17 protein-coding genes and 1 tRNA gene are annotated in these 17038 nt (G+C 61.3%); 6 read left to right on the plus strand and 12 right to left on the minus strand.

The genetic code is table 11. The features are described from left to right. Window positions 1-51 precede the first annotated feature (51 nt). Window positions 52-2094 carry a ComEC/Rec2 family competence protein gene (locus tag AC2FNZ_RS07150; protein ID WP_496840047.1) on the plus strand — a complete coding sequence of 681 codons (2043 nt, stop codon included), beginning with the start codon at window positions 52-54 and terminating at the stop codon, window positions 2092-2094. Here the strand turns inward: AC2FNZ_RS07150 and lexA are convergent. The 6 genes from lexA to AC2FNZ_RS07180 form a co-directional block, all read right to left on the minus strand. After that, entirely contained in the window at window positions 2078-2776 is a 699-nt protein-coding gene (lexA, locus tag AC2FNZ_RS07155; RefSeq protein ID WP_093962183.1) for a transcriptional repressor LexA, read from the minus strand. The two genes, AC2FNZ_RS07150 and lexA, sit on opposite strands and share 17 nt — an antisense overlap. 80 nt (window positions 2777-2856) lie before the next feature. Then, window positions 2857-4029, minus strand: a complete 1173-nt coding sequence (locus AC2FNZ_RS07160) for a molybdopterin molybdotransferase MoeA (protein ID WP_496840049.1) — start codon at window positions 4027-4029, stop codon at window positions 2857-2859. Beyond that, on the minus strand, window positions 4026-4499 hold the full coding sequence (gene moaC / locus AC2FNZ_RS07165; protein WP_093962181.1) for a cyclic pyranopterin monophosphate synthase MoaC: 474 nt from the start codon (window positions 4497-4499) through the stop codon (window positions 4026-4028). The genes AC2FNZ_RS07160 and moaC overlap by 4 nt, the downstream gene beginning before the upstream one ends. Continuing rightward, window positions 4499-5311, minus strand: a complete 813-nt coding sequence (gene trpC, locus AC2FNZ_RS07170) for an indole-3-glycerol phosphate synthase TrpC (RefSeq protein WP_496840050.1) — start codon at window positions 5309-5311, stop codon at window positions 4499-4501. Before trpC ends, moaC begins: the two co-directional genes overlap by 1 nt. Further along, window positions 5308-6327, minus strand: a complete 1020-nt coding sequence (trpD, locus tag AC2FNZ_RS07175; RefSeq protein WP_496840051.1) for an anthranilate phosphoribosyltransferase — start codon at window positions 6325-6327, stop codon at window positions 5308-5310. The genes trpC and trpD overlap by 4 nt, the downstream gene beginning before the upstream one ends. Then, window positions 6324-6905 (minus strand): anthranilate synthase component II, encoded by a 582-nt coding sequence (locus tag AC2FNZ_RS07180; RefSeq protein ID WP_170338975.1) that lies wholly within the window; start codon window positions 6903-6905, stop codon window positions 6324-6326. Before AC2FNZ_RS07180 ends, trpD begins: the two co-directional genes overlap by 4 nt. A 196-nt stretch (window positions 6906-7101) precedes the next feature. Here AC2FNZ_RS07180 and AC2FNZ_RS07185 point away from each other — a divergent pair, with 196 nt between their 5' ends. Beyond that, a complete protein-coding gene (locus AC2FNZ_RS07185) occupies window positions 7102-8565 on the plus strand; it encodes a divergent polysaccharide deacetylase family protein (protein ID WP_496840052.1) in 1464 nt (487 codons plus the stop codon). Between the two features lie 45 nt (window positions 8566-8610). On the opposite strand, the gene trpE is transcribed toward AC2FNZ_RS07185, so the two are convergent. From trpE to fabI, 5 genes are all read right to left on the minus strand, one after another. After that, the gene (trpE, locus tag AC2FNZ_RS07190; protein WP_496840053.1) at window positions 8611-10122 is read right to left on the minus strand and encodes an anthranilate synthase component I; all 1512 of its coding nucleotides are present in this window, start codon (window positions 10120-10122) and stop codon (window positions 8611-8613) included. An 11-nt stretch (window positions 10123-10133) separates the two neighbouring features. Then, window positions 10134-11975, minus strand: coding sequence for a peptidyl-prolyl cis-trans isomerase (locus AC2FNZ_RS07195; RefSeq protein ID WP_496840054.1), 1842 nt, complete (start codon window positions 11973-11975; stop codon window positions 10134-10136). 81 nt (window positions 11976-12056) lie between these two features. After that, the gene (locus AC2FNZ_RS07200) at window positions 12057-13232 is read right to left on the minus strand and encodes an aminotransferase (protein ID WP_496840055.1); all 1176 of its coding nucleotides are present in this window, start codon (window positions 13230-13232) and stop codon (window positions 12057-12059) included. A gap of 40 nt (window positions 13233-13272) precedes the next feature. Then, complete coding sequence (gene gpt / locus AC2FNZ_RS07205) at window positions 13273-13782, minus strand: xanthine phosphoribosyltransferase (protein ID WP_093962173.1); 510 nt, start codon at window positions 13780-13782, stop codon at window positions 13273-13275. A 4-nt stretch (window positions 13783-13786) separates the two neighbouring features. Further along, window positions 13787-14593, minus strand: coding sequence for an enoyl-ACP reductase FabI (fabI, locus tag AC2FNZ_RS07210; protein ID WP_496840057.1), 807 nt, complete (start codon window positions 14591-14593; stop codon window positions 13787-13789). Between the two features lie 135 nt (window positions 14594-14728). Here fabI and pdxH point away from each other — a divergent pair, with 135 nt between their 5' ends. The 4 genes from pdxH to AC2FNZ_RS07230 all read left to right on the plus strand — a co-directional run bounded on the left by pdxH (window position 14729) and on the right by AC2FNZ_RS07230 (window position 16577). Then, window positions 14729-15334, plus strand: a complete 606-nt coding sequence (gene pdxH, locus AC2FNZ_RS07215; protein ID WP_170363392.1) for a pyridoxamine 5'-phosphate oxidase — start codon at window positions 14729-14731, stop codon at window positions 15332-15334. 121 nt (window positions 15335-15455) lie between these two features. Then, complete coding sequence (locus tag AC2FNZ_RS07220; protein ID WP_093962172.1) at window positions 15456-15983, plus strand: cold-shock protein; 528 nt, start codon at window positions 15456-15458, stop codon at window positions 15981-15983. A gap of 12 nt (window positions 15984-15995) precedes the next feature. Further along, a complete protein-coding gene (locus AC2FNZ_RS07225; RefSeq protein ID WP_496833297.1) occupies window positions 15996-16457 on the plus strand; it encodes a DUF192 domain-containing protein in 462 nt (153 codons plus the stop codon). A gap of 43 nt (window positions 16458-16500) precedes the next feature. After that, a tRNA-Pro gene (locus tag AC2FNZ_RS07230) sits at window positions 16501-16577 on the plus strand. A 6-nt stretch (window positions 16578-16583) separates the two neighbouring features. On the opposite strand, the gene AC2FNZ_RS07235 is transcribed toward AC2FNZ_RS07230, so the two are convergent. Further along, complete coding sequence (locus AC2FNZ_RS07235; RefSeq protein ID WP_093962170.1) at window positions 16584-17024, minus strand: hypothetical protein; 441 nt, start codon at window positions 17022-17024, stop codon at window positions 16584-16586. Window positions 17025-17038 lie beyond the last annotated feature (14 nt).

The following is a 17038-nucleotide window of genomic DNA, read 5'->3' on the forward strand; positions in this document are numbered from 1 at the left end:
GTTGAGCGTAGAGTTGAGCCTGTCTAACGAGCCTCAAGGACGGGGGCAACCATGCGTGTTGTGGCGTGGGTCGAAGGTGCGTTGCTAAACCAGCGAGGGCACCTTTTGCCTTGGTCTCCGGTTTGTCTGGCCATCGGCATAGGCCTGTATTTCGCAATCCGGTTCGAGCCGGATGCGCGGATTTATTCGGGCCTGTCCGGGTTGGTCCTGCTTGCCATTTGGGCCAGCCGCCGGATGTCGTCTGCCTGGGCTCCGTTGGCAATAGGGGGGGCGCTGGTCGCCGTCGGGTTCATCCTGGCGGGTGCTCGCGCTCACATGGTTGCAGAGCCGGTTTTGAAATGGCGCTATTACGGCCCGGTTGAGGGGAGGGTCGTGGCGTTGGATCGCTCTGCTTCGGATGCGCTGCGGGTTACGCTGGACCAGGTGCGGATCGGGGACGTGCCGCCGGACCAAGCCCCGCGGCGCATCCGACTTTCGTTGCATGGCGACCATGTACCGATTGTGCCAGGGCAACGCGTTATGACGACGGCCCATCTGTCACCGCCGCAAGGTCCCGTCGAGCCCGGCGGCTTTGATTTTCGCAGACATGCCTGGTTTCAGCGCTTGGGCGCGGTCGGATACGCGCGCACGCCGGTGGTCACCGCCGCTCCGGCCCGCTTTGAGGCCGGGGTGCGTGTCGCTGCCGTGCGCATGGCCATTTCCGACAGAGTGAGAGAAGTGCTGCCAGGTGATGTCGGCGGCTTTGCCGCCGCTGTTTCGACCGGGGATCGCAGCGGCATCAGCGCCGACGCTTTGGACAAATTGCGTGCGTCGAATCTTGCCCATCTGCTTGCAATCTCAGGCCTGCATATGGGGTTGTTGACGGGGTTCGTCTTTGTGACTTGCCGGATACTGCTTGCGGCCTTGTCTGCATTGGCGTTGCGGTGGCCGGTCCGCAAAGTTGCCGCGGTCTGCGCGCTGATCGCCGCAACGCTCTATCTGTTGCTTTCTGGGGGCAATGTCGCGACCGAGCGCGCCTTCGTGATGGTATCGGTTCTGTTTGGGGCAGTTTTGATCGATCGGCGTGCCATATCCTTGCGGGCCGTCGCGGTTGCCGCGCTGTTGGTGCTGTTTCTTCGCCCTGAATCATTGCTCAGCCCCGGTTTTCAGATGTCCTTTGCCGCCACGACAGCACTGGTCGCGGTTTTCGGTGCCCTTCGCGACGTCGAGGTTCCAAGAGTGCCCAAGTGGTTGCGCCCGGTGGGTGGGCTTCTGTGCTCCTCGGCGGTCGCTGGTTTGGCGACGGCCCCAATTGGTGCGGCGCATTTCAACATGGTTTCGCACTACGGCTTGCTGGCCAACACCCTGTCCGTGCCGGTTATGGGTTCCATCGTGGTTCCCTCGGCGGTTCTGGCAGCGATCCTCGCGCCTTTCGGGATCGAGACCGTGGCGATCCATGTGATGGGTTTCGGGCTGGCGTGGATCCTGGCCGTCTCGGACTGGGTGTCCGGCCTGGATGGTGCGCGGAGCTTTGTTGCCAGCTCGCCCGGTTTTGTCCTGCCGCTGTTTTCCTTGGGTGCGCTGTGGGTCGTTTTGTGGCAGGGACGCAGCCGCTGGGTCGGAGTTTTTCCGATGGCGTTCGCCGCCGTATTCTGGGGACAAGGCCAGCGGCCCGAGGTGCTGATCGCCGATTCAGGTGGTTTGGTTGGGGTGATGACCGAGCAGGGCCGCGCGTTGAGCAAGGAAAAAGGCGCTGGGTTCGTCGCTTCGGTCTGGCTTGAAAACGATGGAGACGGAGCAACCCAGCCGGAGGCTGCAGGCCGGTGGCCATCGGCCCCAGATCTTGTTCAGCGATACCCTTTCGAGAAATTCCAGCTGGTCCATATCACGGGCAAGCGCGCGGCGCAGCAGGTCACCGTTTGCCACCCGGGCGAACTCGTGGTCTCTGCTGTGCCGATCAAGCTGACTGGTGACTGCGCCGTTTTTGATCCAGACCGACTGCGAAAGACCGGAAGCCTTGCGATCCGCCAAGGAAAGCTGTTCAGCAGCGCTGATGCGACGGGGCCGCGCCTTTGGTCATCGGCTCGGCCCGACGGCTTCAGTAAGTCCGAATAAGTCCGACCAGACGCCCTTGGACCTTGACCTTGTCCTCGGGCAATACCCGCGTTTCGTAGGCGGGGTTGGCAGCCTCGAGCGCGATCGCCTGGCCGCGCCGGAAGAACCTTTTGAGGGTTGCTTCCTGGTCTTCGACCAAGGCCACGACAATGTCGCCATTGTCTGCCGAAGATGTTTCGCGGATCACGACCACGTCCCCGTCATTGATACCGGCGTCGATCATGGAATCTCCGCGCACCTCAAGGGCATAGTGTTCGCCACGGCCCGATACCATCGTGCCCGGTACCGCAACATGATGGGAAACGTGGCTGATCGCCTCGATCGGAACACCGGCGGCAATTCTGCCCATCACCGGAAGTTCGAGAGCGTCCACCGACACAGGCTCGACATTGGCGGGGCGGGGCACGCTGGGCTTGTCACCTTCGATCACGCGGGGCGTGAAGCCGGCGGTCGGCTCGCCTCCCAGGCTTTCAGGCAGTTTCACGATCTCGATCGCGCGCGCCCTGTGGGCGAGACGCCGAATGAACCCACGCTCTTCCAGCGCGGTGATCAACCGATGGATGCCGGATTTGGATCTCAGGTCCAACGCCGTTTTCATTTCGTCAAAGCTGGGTGGAACACCGTCCGCCTGAACGCGTTTGTGGATGAATTCCAGCAAATCCAATTGCTTCTTGGTCAGCATCGCTCACACCTCGTTGCCCATGCGTTTTCTTTTGTTCTACGCATGTTCACGTTTTGTGTCAATGGATTTGCCGGCTGAACCTAAATCGGCAGGTAGGACACCGTTTCCCCCGCAGCCCGCGCGGGATCGTTTGGAGGGCGCATCAGCAAGGCGTTCGACCGCGCCAGAACGCTGAGCAGCGAACTGTCCTGATCCTCGAAGGCGCGTATCCCATCGCTTTCCAATCGAGCGCGCATATAGTGCTCGCGCGGGCCGTTTGGTGTCAGGGCCTTCGACAGGATGGCCTGATGGAGTATCGGATCAACAGTCTGGATGCCCAGCATTTTTTTGACCAAGGGAACCAGGAAGAGATATCCGCAAACCATCGCGCTGACTGGGTTGCCGGGCAACCCGATCATCGCCGCATCACCCAGCCGCCCGGCCATCAGCGGCTTGCCGGGGCGCATCAGGACCTTGTAGAAGGATTGTTCGAGCCCCAGCCGTTGCGATGCTTCGGCCACAAGGTCGTAGTCACCCACCGACGCTCCACCAATTGTCACGACCAGATCGGCGCCTTCGGCCAAGCCAAACGCGGTTTCCAGCGATGACAGTGTGTCTTGTGCCACTGGCAACATGCGAACATGTGCGCCAGCCTTCTCGAGCAACGCTTTGATGCCAAACGAGTTCGAGGCAATGATCTGGTCAGGTCCCGGAGCTTCGCCCGGCATGACCAGCTCGTTTCCCGTGGCGATCAGCGCGATCTGGGGTTTGGTGGCCACGGAGACGAATGGAACATTCATCGCCGCCAGCAATGCAAGATCTTCGGGCGAGAGAACTCGCGGTGCACTAAGCGTATCGCCGATGGTAAAATCCACGCCTGCCGGTCGGATGTTGGTTTTTTGGCCGGGATCTTCCGTGATCGTCAACAGATCGCCGCGCAGGTCGGTGTCTTCCTGGATGACGACGAAATCTGCCCCCTCGGGGACAGGCGCCCCGGTGAAGATCCGAACCGCCTGACCCGGGCCAACCGTACCCGTGAAACGCTGACCAGCGGCGGCCTCACCGATGACCTTGAACATCGCGTGGCGTTCAACCTCGGCCGACTTCAGCGCATATCCATCCATTGAAGAGGCGGCAAACGGGGGTTGGTCCCGCTCGGCTTTGACATCCCGCATCAGCACTCGGCCGGCCGCGTCAGCAAGCGCAACCTGCTCTTCGGGCATGGTGGCGACCAGGCCGAACAGCAGCTGTCGGGCTTCTTCAACCGTTATCATTTCGCCTCGTAACGACCTGACTTACCGCCATCTTTCAGCAGAACGCGGATCCCCCCGATTTCCATTGCCTTGTCGACGGCTTTGGCCATGTCATAGACGGTCAGCGCCGCGGTAGACACGGCTGTCAGGGCCTCCATCTCGACACCAGTCTGACCGGTGGTCTTGACCGTCGCTTCGATCTGCACGCCGGGCAGGTCCGGGTCCAATGTCAGGTCGACCGACACCTTGGTGACAGGCAGGGGATGGCACAACGGTATCAGGTCCGGTGTCTTCTTTGCTCCCATGATCCCGGCCAACCGGGCAACCCCCAGAACGTCGCCCTTCTTCGCGCGGCCTTCGGAAATGATTTCAAAGGTTTGTTGAGCCATTTTCACGTGGCCCGCGGCAACGGCGACCCGGTTTGTCGTGTCCTTGTCCGATACATCGACCATATGGGCCTGGCCGTCGCTGTCAAAATGCGTCAGGGGCATCACATGACCCCCGGCACCAGCGGGTTCGATAGGATGTGACGGGTTGCGGCGGCGACGTCCTGCTGCCGCATGAGGCTTTCTCCGATCAGGAAACACCGGGCACCATAGCGGGCGATATCCGCAAGGTCTTCCGGGGTGTTCAGCCCGCTTTCGCACACGATCATGCGGTCAGCGGGAACCAGCTTGGACAAGCGTCGAGTGGTATCAAGCGAGGTCTCGAATGTCTTGAGATTGCGGTTGTTTATCCCGATGAGAGGGCTTTTGAGATCGGCCGCGCGCTCAAGCTCGGCCTCGTCATGTACCTCGATCAGGACATCCATGTCCCAGTCAAACGCGGTCTGTTCCAGTTCGGCGGCTTGCTGGTCGTCCACCGATGCCATGATGATCAGGATACAGTCGGCGCCCAGTGCACGCGCTTCGACCACTTGATAGGGATCATACATGAAGTCCTTGCGCAGTGCCGGAAGCGAGCATGCAGCCCGGGCCGCGGTCAGGAATTCCTTGGAACCTTGAAAGCTGGGTGTGTCGGTCAAAACCGAAAGGCAGGCGGCGCCGCCTTCTTCATAGGCTTTTGCCAGCGCGGGCGGATCGAAATCCTCACGGATCAACCCCTTGGACGGGCTTGCCTTCTTGATTTCGGCGATCAGACCATACCCGCGGCGACTGGCCGTGCGCAGTGCCTCCACAAAGCCGCGCGTCTCAGACGCCTCACGGGCTTGTTGCTCGACCTCGTCCAGGGAAACTTTGGCTTTGTCGGCGGCGACTTCTTCTAGCTTGTAGGCCTTGATCTTATCCAGAACGGTTTCGGTCATGCGGCTTCCTGTGTGAGTTGTGCCAGAGCAGCAATCTTGTCTTTCGCCTTGCCGCTGTCGATGCTTTCGGCGGCCATTTCGACGCCTTCTTTCAGGTCTGGAGCAGCTTCGGCGACCACAAGGGCCGCAGCCGCGTTCAGCAGGACCGCATCCCGATAGGCCGACGGCGCGCCATCCAGCAATGCGCGGAAGGCGACGGCGTTTTCCTCGGGTGTGCCGCCCAGAATATCTTCAAAGGGATGAACCGGCAGGCCAGCATCTTCGGGATGCAGTTCAACCTCTTTCACCCGTCCGTCCTCAAGCGACGCGACCCAGCTGATGCCAGTAATCGTCAACTCGTCGGTTCCGTCGGAGCCATGTACCAGCCAGGCGTGCTCGGCCCCGAGCAGACCAAGGGTTTCCGCCATCGGTCGGATCAGATCACGGCTGAAGGCTCCGGTCAGCTGCCGCTTGACACCGGCGGGGTTGGTCAGGGGGCCAAGGATGTTGAAGATGGTTCGGGTGCCAAGCTCTTGCCGGGTGGGCATGACATGGGCGATGGCCGGGTGATGCATGGGCGCCATCATGAACCCGATGCCGACGGACTGCAAAGCCTTTTCAACGACTTGCGGCCCGACCATCACGTTGATTCCCATCTGTCCCAATGCATCGGCGGCCCCGGATTTCGAGCTGAGGTTCCGGTTTCCGTGCTTGGCCACGGTCACGCCCGCGCCAGCCACGACAAAGGCCGTTGCGGTCGAGATATTGAGCGTGCCTTTCCCGTCACCGCCGGTTCCCACGATGTCGATCGCGCCCGCTGGTGCTTTGACCGCGTTGCATTTGGCGCGCATCACGGCGGCGGCGGCGGCATATTCCTCGACCGTTTCGCCGCGCGTCCGCATGGCCATCAACAGACCGCCGATCTGGCTGGGCGTCGCGCGACCCTCAAACAGGATCTCAAAGGCCTGTTCGGCTTCGGCACGGGTCAGGGCGCGATCGGCCGCAGCTCCGATCAGCGGTTTCAGCGCGTCACTCATGCGGGGACTTTCATTTCGTTCAGGAAATTCTTCAGCAGCGCGTGGCCGTGTTCCGAGGCGATCGATTCCGGGTGGAATTGAACACCGTGGATCGGCAGCTCTTTGTGTTGCAGGCCCATGATGGTGCCGTCTTCCAACTCTGCCGTGATTTCGAGGCAATCGGGCAGGGTATCCCGATCGACGACCAGTGAATGATAGCGGGTCGCCTCAAACGGTGACGGCAGGCCGGCGAACAGGCCTTTGCCAGTGTGATGCATGGTTCCCATTTTGCCGTGCACGATTTCGTGGCACCGCACGACCTTGCCGCCAAAGGCCTGACCAATGGTCTGGTGACCCAGACATACACCCATCAAAGGCGTGCGCGTTTCCGCAGCTGCCTCGGTCAGCGCGAGGCAGATCCCGGCCTGGTCCGGATCACAAGGGCCGGGGCTCAGCAAGATGCCGGCAGGGTTCATGGCCATTGCTTCCTGCACATCCAGCGCATCATTGCGGCGCACGACCATTTCCGCGCCCAATTCGCCCAAATAGTGGACAAGGTTGTAGGTAAACGAGTCGTAGTTGTCGATCAGCAGCAGCATTTGGCACTTGTCTTGTGTTTGGGCAATTCGGACTGGCGATACAGCCCCGCGCCACGGTATAGTGTTGGGACATACATGCTCAGGCTTGTGCGGCAGCGTCAAGGGGACAACCCCAACAAGGCGACCGGACGGGTGAGTGCCGCAGAGACGGTGCACGGGCTGCCGAGGCAGGATGAAAGACGAGAGGCAAGAACAGATGGGCGGATTTATCGGTGGAATGATCGCCGGCGCGGTCGTTGTGTTGGTTCTGGGCGCAGTGCTTTCCCTGAACACGCCACTTGGCAGCAAACCGGATATTCAGACAGCGGCGCCAGCCGCGGCGGAAGCCGATCTGCCCAAGGCGGATACGGAAGTGCAGGGCGCTGGTCCGGATTCCGATCTTGTCGAAATCGCACCACGAGCGCTTGAGGCGCTGGACGATACGTCGGATGGGGCCACTGGGCTGGATGGCATTCAGGCCGAGCCGGATGATCGTCCGCAGGTTGGTGACACCGTAGCAGGCCTGAACCACCCGGGTGCAGGAGATGCCGCGTCGGTCGATGTGACGACCGACGCGCCAGCCGCGCCCCCGGCGCCCGGACCGGTTCCGTCCAGCCCGGACGAAGAGGTCCAGCCTGTCACTGTGGACGCGACGCCGCCGACCGCACCGCAGCCACCGGCGCAAGAGGTCACGGCCGTCGAGCCCGAGACCGCCGAACCAGAGACCACGGCAAATGCGGAACCCGAAGCGCCCCCCGAGCCGGAAACAGCCGCGCTGCCGTCGACGCCTGAGCCGGATCAACCGACCGGAACCGGCGACAGCCCGATCGCGGTCGAGGGGGGCGAAGACACTCAGCCCCGCAAACGGGCCCGGATCGCGGCCTTGCCCCAGATCGGCGGCGAACAGGCAACGGCCTCATCCTCGATTGCTGGCAAACGCGTGATCCCGCTGACCGAACGTGATGATGCCCCGGCCGATCAGCCGGCAGAGGGTGAGGGCATGCCCGGCAAGCCGATCGATGCTTATGCGGCTGCCTTTGACAATCCGGATGCCAAACCGCTGATGTCGATCATCCTGATCGATGACGAAGGTGCGTTCGGGGCCGAGGCGCTGAAGGATTTTCCGTATCCCCTAAGCTTTGCGGTCAGCCCTTCGGATCCGCAAGCGGCGGAGAAGATGAAGCGCTATCGCGAGGCTGGGTTCGAGGTTCTGGCCTTGACCGACCTGCCAAAGGCGGCCAGCGCGCAGGATGCCGAAGTTTCGCTGGCGGTCTGGCTTGAAACCTTGCCTGAAACCGTTGGCCTGCTTGAGGGCGTGAACACCGGGATACAAGGCAACCGAAAGTTGGCCGATCAGGTGGCTGCCATCGCGGCAGGAACTGGCCGTGGGCTGGTCGTGCAGGACAACGGGTTGAACACCGTCCAAAAGTTGGCCGCGCGGAACGGCATTCCATCCAGTGTGGTGTTCCGCGACATCGACGGTGCGCGTCAGGATCCAACGGTTATGCGCCGGTTCCTGGACCAGGCCGCTTTTCGGGCCGGGCAGGAAGGCGCGGTTGTGATGCTGGGCCGATTGCGGCCCGAGACAATTTCGGCGTTGTTGCTCTGGGGCCTTGAGGATCGCGGCAACCGAGTTGCCCTGGCCCCGATCTCGGCGGTGATGAAAAGCCAGATTCAGTAATCAGTGTAGAAAAAGAAGAAAAGGCGGCCAGTTTGGCCGCCTTTTTTATGAATTCCCGGATCCGGTGAACCGCGCCGCATCCGCCGCGGCCCGCCTGATCGCATTCGATTTGTGCACGGTTTCCATATATTCGGCCTCGGGGTCGCTGTCATAGACGACACCACCGCCGGCCTGGATATACAGTTTCTGGTCCTTCACGATGGCTGTACGCAGCGCAATGCACATGTCCATGTCGCCACCGGCGCTGAAATAGCCGACACCGCCTCCGTAGACACCGCGCTTTTCGGGTTCCAACTCGTCGATGATTTGCATCGCCCGGACCTTCGGTGCGCCTGACACCGTGCCCGCAGGCATCCCGGCAAAGAAGGCGTCCAGGGCATCCTTGTCGTCGGCCAACTCGCCCACAACGTTCGACACGATGTGCATCACGTGGCTGTAGCGCTCGATGATGAATTCCTCGGTCGGGCGGACGGTGCCGATCTTGGACACGCGACCTGTGTCATTACGGCCCAGGTCCAGCAGCATGAGGTGCTCGGCCAGTTCCTTTTTGTCGGCCAGCAAATCCAGCTCGTTGGCCTTGTCCTCTTCGGGGGTGGCACCGCGAGGACGTGTTCCGGCGATCGGCCGGATGGTCACCTCGTTGCCGAACACGCGCACAAGTATCTCGGGGCTGGCGCCGATCACCTGAAAGCCACCGAAGTTGAAATAGAACATGAACGGCGACGGATTCGTGCGGCGCAATGAACGATACAGCGCAAAGGGCGGCAGCGGAAAATCTTGTGTCCAGCGTTGTGCCGGAACCACCTGGAAGATGTCACCAGCCCGGATGTACTCCTTGGCCTTTTCTACGGCTTCCATGTAGCCCGACTTGGTGAAGTTGGATACCGGCGGCGCGATCTCGTGCGCCTCGCCAAGATCTCGAGACTCCGAGGGCATTGCGCGTTCCAAATCGCGCACCGCGTCCATCACACGCTCGGCCGCCTGTGCGTAGGCGGCCTTGGCTGACTGCCCGTCGCTGGCCCAGGCCGGAGACACAATGGTGACTTCGCCTTTCACGCCGTCCAGGACCGCAACCACCGACGGGCGCAGCAGTATCGCATCCGGCAGGCCCAAAGGATCGGGGTTCACATCCGGCAGGTGTTCGACAAGGCGCACCATGTCGTATCCCAGATAACCGAACAGGCCGGCCGCAGCCTGGGGCAGGTCATCGGGCAGGTCGATGCCGCTTTCGGCGAGCAGCGCGCGCAGGTTGTCCATCGGGTTGCCATCTTGCGCGTCGAACGCATCCGCATCAAACCGCGCCGAACGGTTCAATTCCGAGGTTTCGCCCCGACAGCGCCAGATCAGATCCGGCTTCATCCCGATGATCGAATACCGCCCGCGAACTTCGCCTCCGGTCACCGATTCAAGGACGAAGGCGTCCTTCTGGGCGCCCGTCAGCTTGAGCATCAGCGAAACCGGTGTGTCCAGATCCGCGGCCAGACGGGTATAAACGACTTGGTTCTGTCCGGCCTCGTAGGCGCGGGCAAAGCTGTCGAAATCGGGTGTCAGAGCCATTTTCGTTCCGGTCAGAAGTTGGCCTGAACCGCGTTCAGCGCGCGCTGGTCCAGGGTCGGCCGCACGCGTGTCTGAGCGTCGCGCACATAGATGTCGAAGATGTTTTGGGCCAGTGCCTGGTTCAGCTGAGCGGCAGCGGCTTCCTGCATCAGGCGCTGTTCGTCGGTTTCCGCAGGCGGAAGAACCTCGTCCAGCCGAACGATGAATGCCGCATCCGGTCCCGCGATCACGCGCAGCTCATTGGGCTCCATCTCAAAGATCTGGGTCATGAAGTCGGCCGGTACGTTATCCAGAAACGCGGTACGGGTCAGCGCGTTTTCGACACGGAATGGCAGACCGGTCGCCGTGAAATCACCGTCGACGGCCAATTGAGTCACGATGCCGTTGGCCTGTTCCTCAAGCGCCTTGGCCGTCTGTTCCTGTACCCATGCGGCGGCGACGCGGTCGCGAGCGGACTCCAGCGGCTCGGGGCGCGGCGGCAGAACCTCATCCAGCCGCAGGGCAAAGATCGAACCATCCTCGAGGAATCCGATTTCCGGGAAATCATCTTCGCGGACGGCCTGAGCGGCCTGGCGGAAGCCGTCATACGCGGCGATGCCGTCGTCGCTTTGGCGGGTCCAGTCAATCTTGCCAAGCTCCATTTCGGTTTCGTTGGCCAACTCTTCCAGCGTGGCGCCGCCGGCCAGCATGTCGTTGATATCTTCGGCCTGGCTTTCGATCAGGCGCCGGGCGCGTTCGCCGGCCAGCTCTGCGCGCAGTTCCGGTTCGGCGTCCTCAAAGCTCACGTTCTGTTCGGCCAGCGATCCGTTGACCCGGAACAGGGCCGGACCAAAGACCGAGGGCAGGGGACCCACGACCTGATCAATCTCTGCGGTAAAAACGGCATCCGCGGCCTCGCCCAGATCTTCGCGGGTCACATCACCCAGATCGACGCTGCTCAGTTCAAGTTCGCGTTCGCGTACCAGCTGCTCAAAATCCGCCCCGCCGACTTCCAGCTGCGCCATCGCCGCAGTCGCCTCTTCTTCCGAGGGGTAGACCAGCCGCTCAACCAGACGACGTTCGGGTTGCTGATACTGGTCCTTGCGCTGCTCATACAGACGCTTGAGCGCGCCTTCGTCGATTTCGACCGTATCCTGCAGCATCTCCGGCGACAGAACGGCGTAGGTGATCTTTTTGGTGCGCGGCAGAGTGAACCGATCGGTATTCGCGCCGTAATACGCTTGAATCTCGGCGTCTGTCGGCTCGGGGATCGGGGTCGTCAGAGCGTCCGGCGACAGAGTTGCGACGGTAAAGCTGCGGCGAGCGAGAACATAGTCGGCCAAGGCTTTGGTCATGATTGCGGGCATTTCAACACCGTCCATCATCGCGCCTTGGACAATTGTCCGTGCTGTTTCCTTTCGCAGGTCTTCCTCGAACTCGGTTTCGGTCATGCCGATCTGTTCCAGCTGGAAGCGGTAGGCTTCGCGGTCAAAAGATCCGTCAGGGCCCTGAAAGGCCTGAATGCCGACGATTTCCTTCTGCAGGTTGGCATCACCGATCGAAACACCCAGCCGTGCGACCTCGTTGTTCAGGGCTGCCAGCGAAACCAGACGCGCCAAGGCCCGCTGATCCAGCCCCAGCTCGCGAGCCTGTGACATCTGCATCGGTTGACCGGTCTGCGCCTCGACCGCGCGGATTTCGCGCTGCAGCTCGCGGACATAGGCATCGACCGAAACGTCCTCATCCCCGACCTGGGCGACTGTGCGGACCGTTCCGCTGAGGTTGACGGCGCCAAAACCGGCAAGACCCAGCATCAGCATGCCCATGAGAATCCAGACGAAGGTTTTGGAGAGTTTATTAATGCCTGCGGCCATAGTGCCCTCTTGGATCTTGCGGCAGGGTTCTGCCGTGACTGTTGCGGCCCTGAATACGACGCGGGATGCCGGGGGGCAAGCTCAGAAGGACAGAGCCTGCAAGCGGTCGAACAATAGCCCGATTCCGGCACGGTCCAGATTGGCAAAAGCAATGCGCACCTGGCGTTTCCCGGCCGGGTCGTGGTCGGGCATGAACATCGTGCCCGGCAACAGCAGAATGCCGGCCTCGGCGACCAATCTGCGCGCCAGAATGTCCGACGGAATATCGAACGGGTGTTCGAGATAGGCGAAGTAGGCCCCGAGACCCAGCAGCCGCCATCCCTTGTCCGTCAGGCGGGGCATGTTCAGCGTGATTGCGGCGCGGCGATCGAGAATCTCGGCGCGTTCCCCGGCCAGCCATTGAGACAGGTTCTGCATCCCCCACAGCGCCGCGAACTGGCCCATTTGTCCGGGGCATATGGCGACGGTGTCGAGGAACTTCTCGACCTCGGCCAGCAGCGGCGCACCGGTGGCGATCGCGCCCACCCGGTGGCCGGTTAGGCGGTAGGCCTTCGAGAAGGAATAGAGATGCACCAGCGTCCGGTCCCAGTCGGACTGCTGGAACAGCGCGTGCGGCGGGCCACTGCGGCTGTCGAAATCACGATAGGTTTCATCGACCAGCAGGCGCAGGCCATGCTGTTGCGCAAGGTCATAGAAGGCACGGACCAGATCCGCCGGGTATTCGACCCCACCCGGATTATTGGGTGTGACCAACGCGATCGCGCGCGTGCGCTCGGTGATCAGCGCGCGCGCCTTTTCCGGATCGGGCAGTAGGTCCGACCCGGTCGGCAGATCAACCGCCCGCACTCCGGCCATGTCCAACCACATTTTATGGTTGAAATACCAGGGTGTTGGCAGGATGACCTCATCCCCTTGATCGGTGATCGCCGAGATGGCCGAGGCAAAGGCCTGATTGCATCCCGAGGTGATGGCTGTCTGCTCCGGCCGAACCTCGGCAGCGTAGTGATCGCCGATCTCACGCGCGAGCTCCGTGCGCAGATCGGGGTTGCCCAATACCGGGCCGTAGAGATGTGCGGCGTCCTGATTGATCGCGAAATCGGCCATCGCCTGCCGCAGCGCCAGAGGCGGCGGATCGACCGGCGCCGCCTGGCTGACATTGATCAGCGGGCGGTCTTCCGAGAACGTGACCCCTTCGAGCCAACGCCGCGCCTCCATCACCGGAGGGGCGAAGGTGGCGGCGGTGCGGGTCAATGTCATCGGGTGTCCGGTCTTGCTGATTTGTGGTGGATAAGTGGGATCAGTCGGTGCCGCGATAGGGCTCAACGTATTGCAGGGCCATATCCCAAGGGAAGAAGATCCAGGTGTCCTGGCTGACCTCGGTGATATAGGTGTCAACCATTGGGCGGCCCTTGGGCTTGGCATAGACCGTGGCGAAATGGGCCTTGGGGTACATCTTGCGCACCAGTTCCAGCGTCTTGCCGCTGTCGACCAGGTCGTCGATGATCAGCACGCCCTCACCATCCCCCATCAGATCGGCATCGGGGGCTTTGAGCACCTCGGCCTCGCCACGTTCCTGATGGTGATAGGATTTGACGCTGATGGTATCTACGGTGCGGATGTCCAGCTCTCGGCTGACGATCATCGCGGGTGCCATGCCGCCGCGCGTGATCGCCACCACGGCGCGCCAAGCACCGTCATCGGGGCCCTGACCGTCCAAACGCCAGGCCAGCGCGCGCGAGTCACGGTGAATCTGGTCCCAGCTGATGTGAAAGCCTTTTTCGTGGGGCAGGCGGTCCTTTGCGCTCATGGTCTTATCCCTTTTCTACGTCCGGCGCGTCGACGGCTTTCATGCCTACGATGTGATAACCCGAGTCAACGTGCAGGTTTTCACCGGTCACGCCGCTGCTGAGGTCGGACAGAAGATAAAGGGCCGATTTGCCCACGTCATCGATGGTCACGTTGCGGCGCAGGGGCGAGTTGTATTCGTTCCACTTCATGATGTAGCGGAAGTCGCCGATGCCGCTGGCGGCGAGGGTTTTGATCGGTCCGGCCGAGATCGCGTTGACGCGGATGTTGTCCTTGCCCAGGTCCTCGGCCAGGTATTTCACCGACGCCTCGAGCGCGGCCTTGGCCACACCCATGACATTGTAGTGCGGCATGACCTGCTCGGCGCCGTAATAGGTCAGGGTGATGGCGCTGCCGCCGTCGGTCATCAGCTTTTCGGCGCGTTGCATCACTGCGGTGAAAGAGTAGACCGACACGTCCATCGTCAGCTTGAAATTCGCGCGCGACGTGTCGATATAGCGGCCACGAAGTTCGTTCTTGTCTGAGAAACCAATGGCGTGGACTACGAAATCCAGCTTGCCCCATTTCTCTTTCAGTGCCGCGAACAACTCGTCGATCGACTCTTCGTTGCTGACGTCACAGGGCAGGACGATCTCGCTACCCAGTTGGGCCGCCAACGGGTCGACCCGTTTTTTCAGTGCATCCCCCTGATAAGAGAAAGCCAGTTCGGCTCCGGCTTCGGACAAGGCGCGGGCGATTCCCCATGCGATTGATTTGTCATTGGCCAGTCCCATGATGAGGCCGCGCTTGCCGGCCATCAACTGATTTGACATGTTCGGTTCTCCGCCTGTCGTCGCGATGTGTTGCGTTGGTTTATGCCATTGATTGCGCTGCATCAAGGCCATGCACTCTTGCCCGGGGCGGGTTCTCGCCGTAGGGTCATGTTCAATTCGTTCCAGGGGATGGACATGAGTGAGCGAAACGGCATCTTTGCCGGTGACGATCCGTTCGTGATCGCGGCCCGTTGGTTGGCCGAAGCCGAAAAGACGGAACCGAACGATCCGAACGCGATTGCCCTGGCAACCGTGGACCCCGATGGTATGCCGAACGCACGGATGGTGTTGCTGAAGGATATCGAGGCGGACTCCTTCGTTTTCTATACCAACTATCACAGTGCCAAGGCCCAAGAGCTGGATGCGGCCGGCAAAGCCGCTTTTGTTATGCACTGGAAATCACTGCGGCGTCAGATCCGGGTTCGTGGTACAATCACCAAAGAAGACGGCCCTTTGGCCGACGAATATTATGCGTCACGCTCGCTGAAAAGCCGGCTGGGTGCCTGGGCTTCGCGACAGTCGGAACCTCTGAGCAGCCGGGCTGCTCTGATGGCCGAAGTTGCAAAGGTGACGGCAAAGCTGGGATCAAACCCGCCGCGGCCCGAATTCTGGGGTGGCTACAGGCTGATGCCGGTTGAAATCGAGTTTTGGGCGGATGGTGCCTTTCGGCTGCACGACAGGTTCCGCTGGCGGCGCGACCCGTCCGAGCAAAAGTGGAGCGTACAGAGGTTGAATCCATGACGTTCGCGTATCGTGAAATGCAACACACGGAAATGTCTGAATTTTTTCAGCTTGAATTTGCCCGACGTTTCCATACACATCAGACCCCTAACGACCCTTTGAATCTCGTGATGGGAACACCGTGCCAGAAGACCTGAACAGCATGTACCGCGTTCGTGGACACGTAAAATGGTTTGACCCCGCAAAGGGGTATGGCTTTGTCGTGTCCGACGATGGCGGCCCTGATATCCTGCTGCACGTGAACGTTCTGAGGAACTTCGGGCAAAGCTCGGTCGCTGATGGCGCGGGCATTGAGATCATGACTCACCGCACCGATCGCGGGGTTCAGGCGGTTGAGGTCGTGAGCATCGATCCGCCCGAGCGCGCCGACTCGGTGATGCTGGCGGATTTCGCCGAAATGGATCCCAATGAGATCGCGCATGCGCCGCTCGAGGCCGCGCGCGTCAAGTGGTTCGACAAGAGCAAGGGTTTCGGCTTTGCCAATGTCTTCGGCCGCAGCGAGGACGTGTTTCTGCATATCGAAGTTCTGCGCCGGTCCGGGTTGGCCGATCTCCAGCCGGGCGAGGCGCTGGCGATGCGGGTCATCGACGGCAAGCGGGGCCGCATGGCCGCACAAGTGCTTGCGTGGGAATCCGCGCTCAATGACTGAGCGCTGCGCGTGATGCGGATTCTGGCCGGTCTTCTTCTGAGTATTTTTCTGTCACAAGGCGCCTTTGCTGAATGCCGGTCTGACCGGGTGGACCTTCGCAATGACAAGGCACAGGTCCGGTTTCTGGTCGAATTGGCCGTTTCTCCGCAGGAGCGGGCAAAGGGTTTGATGTTCCGCGAAAGCATGCCTCAGGGCGAAGGGATGCTGTTCGTGTTCGATCCGCCCCAGCCGGTCGCATTCTGGATGAAGAACACCTTGATCCCGCTGGACATGATCTTTCTGGATCGCACTGGAGTGGTGACCCGTGTTCATTCCGACGCCGTACCGGGGGATCTGACCCCAATCGAGGGCGGCGATTCGGTCTTTGCGGTTCTTGAGGTGAATGCGGGACTGGCCGCCCGTTACTCGATCGCACCGGGTACGGTCATGCGCCACGAAATTTTTTCGCAAGGCTCTGCAATCTGGCCCTGTTAGGGCTTTTCAAATCCGAATGACACCGTTAGGAAGGCGCACGGTCCGGGGCGTGGCGCAGTCTGGTAGCGCACCTGTTTTGGGTACAGGGGGTCGTGAGTTCGAATCTCGCCGCCCCGACCACTTTCCTTACAACGGAGTTCCACCGAAATAACGGTAGAGCCGTGTCAACTCATCATCCAGAACCGAGCTTTCGACAGGAACCTTGATCGTCGCTCCGTCCTTCTGGGGGACCAGGAAAAACAACTCGGCATCTACCCGGTAACCGGCCTGATTGCGGGTCGAAGACATGCGGCGCACCCCTTTGGGCAAGTCCTGCGGGTAACCGTCATAGTTGAGGATCAAGAACGCGGTGGTTTCCGGTGGCAGAGAGGAACGACACTCGAAACTGCTGCGCTCGGGGCGCGTGAACCGTTCCTCCGGACCTTCGCAGCTGATCTCGAACGTGCTGAACAATTGATCGGGGTATTCGGCGAACTGAGCGCTGCGTGAAGACTGTTCCGGCTCGGGCGTCGCGCAAGCGGCCAGCAAGGTAAGGACCGGAAACAAACGGATAATCGAGGTTTTCACGGCGCACTCCGTCT

Source organism: Ruegeria sp. SAZA006, assembly GCF_059613465.1.

Bases quoted from the DNA above. Each gene is read 5' to 3' on its own strand.
- pdxH (WP_170363392.1), top strand. From the start codon at position 14,729: ATGAGTGAGCGAAACGGCATCTTTGCCGGTGACGATCCGTTCGTGATC.
- AC2FNZ_RS07195 (WP_496840054.1), bottom strand. From the start codon at position 11,975: ATGGCCGCAGGCATTAATAAACTCTCCAAAACCTTCGTCTGGATTCTC.
- AC2FNZ_RS07160 (WP_496840049.1), bottom strand. From the start codon at position 4,029: ATGATAACGGTTGAAGAAGCCCGACAGCTGCTGTTCGGCCTGGTCGCC.
- AC2FNZ_RS07185 (WP_496840052.1), top strand. From the start codon at position 7,102: ATGGGCGGATTTATCGGTGGAATGATCGCCGGCGCGGTCGTTGTGTTG.
- AC2FNZ_RS07200 (WP_496840055.1), bottom strand. From the start codon at position 13,232: ATGACATTGACCCGCACCGCCGCCACCTTCGCCCCTCCGGTGATGGAG.
- lexA (WP_093962183.1), bottom strand. From the start codon at position 2,776: ATGCTGACCAAGAAGCAATTGGATTTGCTGGAATTCATCCACAAACGC.
- AC2FNZ_RS07150 (WP_496840047.1), top strand. From the start codon at position 52: ATGCGTGTTGTGGCGTGGGTCGAAGGTGCGTTGCTAAACCAGCGAGGG.
- AC2FNZ_RS07225 (WP_496833297.1), top strand. From the start codon at position 15,996: ATGCGGATTCTGGCCGGTCTTCTTCTGAGTATTTTTCTGTCACAAGGC.
- trpE (WP_496840053.1), bottom strand. From the start codon at position 10,122: ATGGCTCTGACACCCGATTTCGACAGCTTTGCCCGCGCCTACGAGGCC.
- moaC (WP_093962181.1), bottom strand. From the start codon at position 4,499: ATGCCCCTGACGCATTTTGACAGCGACGGCCAGGCCCATATGGTCGAT.
- gpt (WP_093962173.1), bottom strand. From the start codon at position 13,782: ATGAGCGCAAAGGACCGCCTGCCCCACGAAAAAGGCTTTCACATCAGC.
- trpC (WP_496840050.1), bottom strand. From the start codon at position 5,311: ATGACCGAAACCGTTCTGGATAAGATCAAGGCCTACAAGCTAGAAGAA.
- fabI (WP_496840057.1), bottom strand. From the start codon at position 14,593: ATGTCAAATCAGTTGATGGCCGGCAAGCGCGGCCTCATCATGGGACTG.
- AC2FNZ_RS07180 (WP_170338975.1), bottom strand. From the start codon at position 6,905: ATGCTGCTGCTGATCGACAACTACGACTCGTTTACCTACAACCTTGTC.
- trpD (WP_496840051.1), bottom strand. From the start codon at position 6,327: ATGAGTGACGCGCTGAAACCGCTGATCGGAGCTGCGGCCGATCGCGCC.